Genomic DNA, 3,927 nt, shown 5'->3' on the forward strand with positions numbered 1-3,927 from the left:
GAATAATACAGCAAAGCGTTAATAAAACATTAATGATTAAAAGAAAAATCTGGTTCCAATTGTCTTGATATTTCTCTAAAAAAGAAATGCTAGGTCTAATCAAGCGCAATAAAATCAGATTGCATATAACGGAAAAGACTGGAGATATAGTCATATTGATGACGTACATATATTGATCGAAAACATTTTCTCCAAGAAAAAAATGTATTGAAGAGTTCATAAAATAGGCAAAAACGACATAAGAGAATGTCGTGTATATTCCGAAAAACCATATTAGATTATTAGAACAGTCTTTGTTTAGTCTTTTACCGATGATAAAAAAATAAATCATAATTGCAGCAAAAACCCAGTAATTAAAAAGAAGGTAAATGACAGTAGAAATTACTGGGAGAATAATTATCATTCTAAAAGGGATTTTCTTGTTTATTAATCTAGAATAGATAAATAGTTGACAAATATTTTCTATAGAATTTAATAGAAATAACGTAAAAATCCCCATTTACTCTTTAGTTTTCAAAGCTTTAAGTTTGGGATTTTCTGGTTCATAACCCCAGACAATGCAAGGTCCACCTAGCAATATGGTTGAGAGCATAACAAGAATCTTCGAAATGTTTCTCAGCAAAAAGTTAGGGTTGGATTTGATAGTTTTCATAATTTTTATAGCTCCTTTTGTTTAATTTATAAAATAATGGGTGGATCATTAAGATTTCCACCAGTAAACCAATGATTAGCAGAGTACCCACTTGAGCGCCTACAAGGAATAGGGATACACAAATAATTGAGAACGCGCTGATTAAAGCGAATAACTTCTTCCTTTTCCGTTCACTTACGCTAACTAAAGGGTTCTTTTCTGTATCGGCCGGCGCATAGAAAAAGACGCACAACAGAATAATTACAGATAGAATCAGCATCCAAGGAGTCGATAGGGTAAAATTCGTTTCTTGGAGGACGTAAGGAATGCCCACAAACGTAGCTATTCCAAAAAGTGAACAGGCAATGGAAGACTTCGCATGCCAGCCATTTGCGTGCCATCTCAAAAGAATATAGGCTAGATTCATAATGAACGTTTCAAAAAGTAAACCGAATAAAAAGGAAATAAAGTAAACCTGAATACTTTTTAAAATATTGATCAACAGGATTTCTAAAGAGTATTGGACGTTTTCAAATTCTTCCTCGGTCATAAAATTTTGTGCTCGAAGCTTTTCTAGTATAAATAAGGTGAAAGTGTGTGTCATAGTCAACTACCTCTTGTGCTATAGTTCGCATTACTTTTTGATTGTAATCCTTTTTTTGCCTCACTACAATGTAAACCAGTATCAGGCTTCTTGTTCTGTTAACAGAATGTCCTTCAGCGATTGCTTTAATGGTGCGTATTTTCTTCGCGAGAAAGGACAGTTATTATTGAAGGAATCGTCCAAAAAGTAAACACGTCTTTCGTATTTATTGATTTCTCGAATGGTTAACAGGTTAACGATAAAGGAGCGATGACAACGGAACAGCCAGTTTTGATACGCATCTTCGTAGTTGTTCAAATCTCCTGTGCAATAGTATTTGTCGTGTTTTGTCACAAAACATAAAGAATGATCTTTAGTCGTGTCGACTGTGATATAGAGTAAATCCGCCGCTTGGATAATAATTGTGCCTTTTTTAGTTTCTAGAATAATCGGTGCTTTCATATGAAGAAACCTCCTTATCGGCAATTTTAAAGAATTTGTTGCAAATTGATAAGGGTTTTGTCGTGAATGGTCGAAAAACGATCGCGAATGGTCATCGCTCCCACATGAAAGTCTACAAAAGTATATTCTCGTGTTCTTTCTTAAAGCGAGAAAAGCATAATGATAAAGACTTACAAAATAAGGGGATGCAATTACAGGGTAATTATTGTACAATGTTTGTGGTTCTTAGTTATTTTATAGAATCGAGAGCTTCGAAGATTCTTGATGGCTAATATGCTTATACTAAGAAGAATTCGAATAGCTTTAATTTTCAAATTTAATCTAATAAGAAAACGGGAGTTATTTTATGAAAAAACATATAGGGTTACGATTGTTTAGCACTTCTTTGGCACTAATAGGTTTGATTACGTTGGCAACTACAGAGCTTGTTGCTGCGGAAAGTACTGACTCGACGATCCAGATGGAAACAAGTAGTTCTTCAAGTTCTGTAGCAAGTCCGAACAGCTTGATTGAATCGGAAAAAACATCCAGCTCTGTCAATGCGCCGGATACAAGTTCCGCAGAATCAGATGATCTAGAAGAAGCCAAAGCTATCCAAGCCGGATATTCAGAACAGCAATTTGAACAAATCATGAGTATCCCCCAATTAGCAGCAGCTGATCTACCTCCGATGCCGCGATCGACTGGTCAACAGAATTCTGTTGTGGCTAAAGCTAGGGATCAAATCGGCAAGCCGTATGCTTGGGGTGCTTCAGGCCCAAATTCATTTGATTGCGGCGGTTTAGTCAAGTACGTTTATAAGCAGGCAGTGAATGTTGACTTGCCAATGGGAACGACAAATCAGGAGAAGAATGGGACTGAGGCAAGCTTGAATTCTTTACAGCCGGGAGATCTGCTTTTCTATGGCAGCAGGGGCGCTACCTATCACGTAGGAATATACATTGGAAATAATCAGATGGTCCATTCGCCTCAACCGGGGCAGACAGTCACGGCTGTTGATATCAGCTATTTTTACCCCAATTTTGCTAGAAGAATTTTAAATTCTAATGGAACAGATCCCAATGTTTACCCTTCGACAGATGGACAAGCAGCAAATGAACGCTTCATTTTTAGAATGTACAATAAAAACGATGGGCAGCATCACTATACACAGCTAACAAGTGAGGCGATCAATTTAATCAAGGTTGGCTGGAATTACGAAGGTGTCGGTTGGGTATCGCCTTCATCGGGTGCTTCTGTATACAGAATGTACAATCCCAATAATGGCAGACATCATTACACTCCCCATACTTACGAAAAGAATGACTTAGTAAAAGCAGGCTGGAAGTATGAGGGCGTTTCATGGAATACAGGAGGAAATGTTCCCGTCTATCGTCTGTATAATCCTCAAGCCGCACCAAGAGAGGACAGCCATCACTATACACCGTTAGCTTCTGAACGGGACAGTTTGGTTAGAGCAGGCTGGAAATCTGAAGGTGTAGCTTGGTATGCCACAAGAATTCTTAAATAACTTTATCTATCAGGCACTTGTGATTGAAAAATCGCAGGTGCTTTTTTGAACGATTTTTACTCAAAAAGAATAATTAAGAATTTTGCCTTGCGTTCAGGATTGAAAAATGACCGTTGAGGATTGAGAGGGTTCTTTAGTAAAAAAGTATTCTATTATAGTTTAGGTACAGGAAATAAAGCAGCTTGGGCAGAAAGTGAGGAATCGAGGGGCGATGAAAGTCATAAAACAGCTTGATACAGGGATTTATCAGGTGTTGCACAAATTTAGAAAACTGACTAAAAAACAGCAGAGAATCGTTTATGGTTTGCTGATTCTTTTCGTATTCTTTTTAATCAATTTTATCAATGCGCAGTTTGTCGACAATGCGATGTGGTTGGAGGGGAATTGGTCTAGTCAATCTAATCGTTATACGATCAAGACTAAAAATGGTGAATGTCAGTACTGGAATATTAAACAAAACGACTTTTTTTTGATGGAAGATGCTCAAATTGCTGTGAATTCTTCTAAAGGCAATATCGTTCTGACAAAAAGTGGCAGCAACACAGAATACCACCTCATTAAAATCGATAAAAATCACTTAGGATTGCAGATATTTAACAATCAAAAGAAAATAAAAGAGTTGAAATTACAGAGAGCGAAATGAATGTTTGCACAAAAAATAAAAGATAATCAATTAACACCTGCGATCTTCTCATCGCAGGTGTTTTTGAGTGATTTTATCTAATTCGTACATGGCTAAAT

General features: G+C 36.7%; 5 protein-coding genes. 2 read left to right on the top strand and 3 right to left on the bottom strand.

Going from position 1 to position 3,927, the window contains the following annotated elements; translation table 11 throughout:
* Positions 1-499: 499 nt before the first annotated feature.
* The 3 genes from A5875_RS16585 to A5875_RS16595 all read right to left on the bottom strand — a co-directional run bounded on the left by A5875_RS16585 (position 500) and on the right by A5875_RS16595 (position 1,676).
* Positions 500-652, bottom strand: coding sequence for an AgrD family cyclic lactone autoinducer peptide (locus tag A5875_RS16585; protein ID WP_088934735.1), 153 nt, complete (start codon positions 650-652; stop codon positions 500-502).
* Positions 627-1,235, bottom strand: a complete 609-nt coding sequence (locus tag A5875_RS16590; protein WP_088934736.1) for an accessory gene regulator B family protein — start codon at positions 1,233-1,235, stop codon at positions 627-629. The genes A5875_RS16585 and A5875_RS16590 overlap by 26 nt, the downstream gene beginning before the upstream one ends.
* An 81-nt stretch (positions 1,236-1,316) precedes the next feature.
* On the bottom strand, positions 1,317-1,676 hold the full coding sequence (locus A5875_RS16595; RefSeq protein WP_088934737.1) for a LytTR family DNA-binding domain-containing protein: 360 nt from the start codon (positions 1,674-1,676) through the stop codon (positions 1,317-1,319).
* A gap of 346 nt (positions 1,677-2,022) precedes the next feature.
* Here A5875_RS16595 and A5875_RS16600 point away from each other — a divergent pair, with 346 nt between their 5' ends.
* Both A5875_RS16600 and A5875_RS16605 read left to right on the top strand, forming a co-directional pair.
* Positions 2,023-3,186: an NlpC/P60 family protein gene (locus tag A5875_RS16600; RefSeq protein WP_088934738.1), complete on the top strand. Its 1,164-nt coding sequence runs from the start codon at positions 2,023-2,025 to the stop codon at positions 3,184-3,186.
* A gap of 211 nt (positions 3,187-3,397) precedes the next feature.
* On the top strand, positions 3,398-3,829 hold the full coding sequence (locus A5875_RS16605; RefSeq protein ID WP_088934739.1) for a hypothetical protein: 432 nt from the start codon (positions 3,398-3,400) through the stop codon (positions 3,827-3,829).
* The last annotated feature ends 98 nt before the right edge of the window (positions 3,830-3,927 follow it).

The sequence above is a fragment of the Enterococcus sp. 3H8_DIV0648 genome, from assembly GCF_002140655.1.
In the GTDB taxonomy this organism is placed as follows: domain Bacteria; phylum Bacillota; class Bacilli; order Lactobacillales; family Enterococcaceae; genus Enterococcus_A; species Enterococcus_A hulanensis.

Bases quoted from the DNA above. Each gene is read 5' to 3' on its own strand.
- A5875_RS16585 (WP_088934735.1), bottom strand. From the start codon at position 652: ATGAAAACTATCAAATCCAACCCTAACTTTTTGCTGAGAAACATTTCG.
- A5875_RS16590 (WP_088934736.1), bottom strand. From the start codon at position 1,235: ATGACACACACTTTCACCTTATTTATACTAGAAAAGCTTCGAGCACAA.
- A5875_RS16595 (WP_088934737.1), bottom strand. From the start codon at position 1,676: ATGAAAGCACCGATTATTCTAGAAACTAAAAAAGGCACAATTATTATC.
- A5875_RS16600 (WP_088934738.1), top strand. From the start codon at position 2,023: ATGAAAAAACATATAGGGTTACGATTGTTTAGCACTTCTTTGGCACTA.
- A5875_RS16605 (WP_088934739.1), top strand. From the start codon at position 3,398: ATGAAAGTCATAAAACAGCTTGATACAGGGATTTATCAGGTGTTGCAC.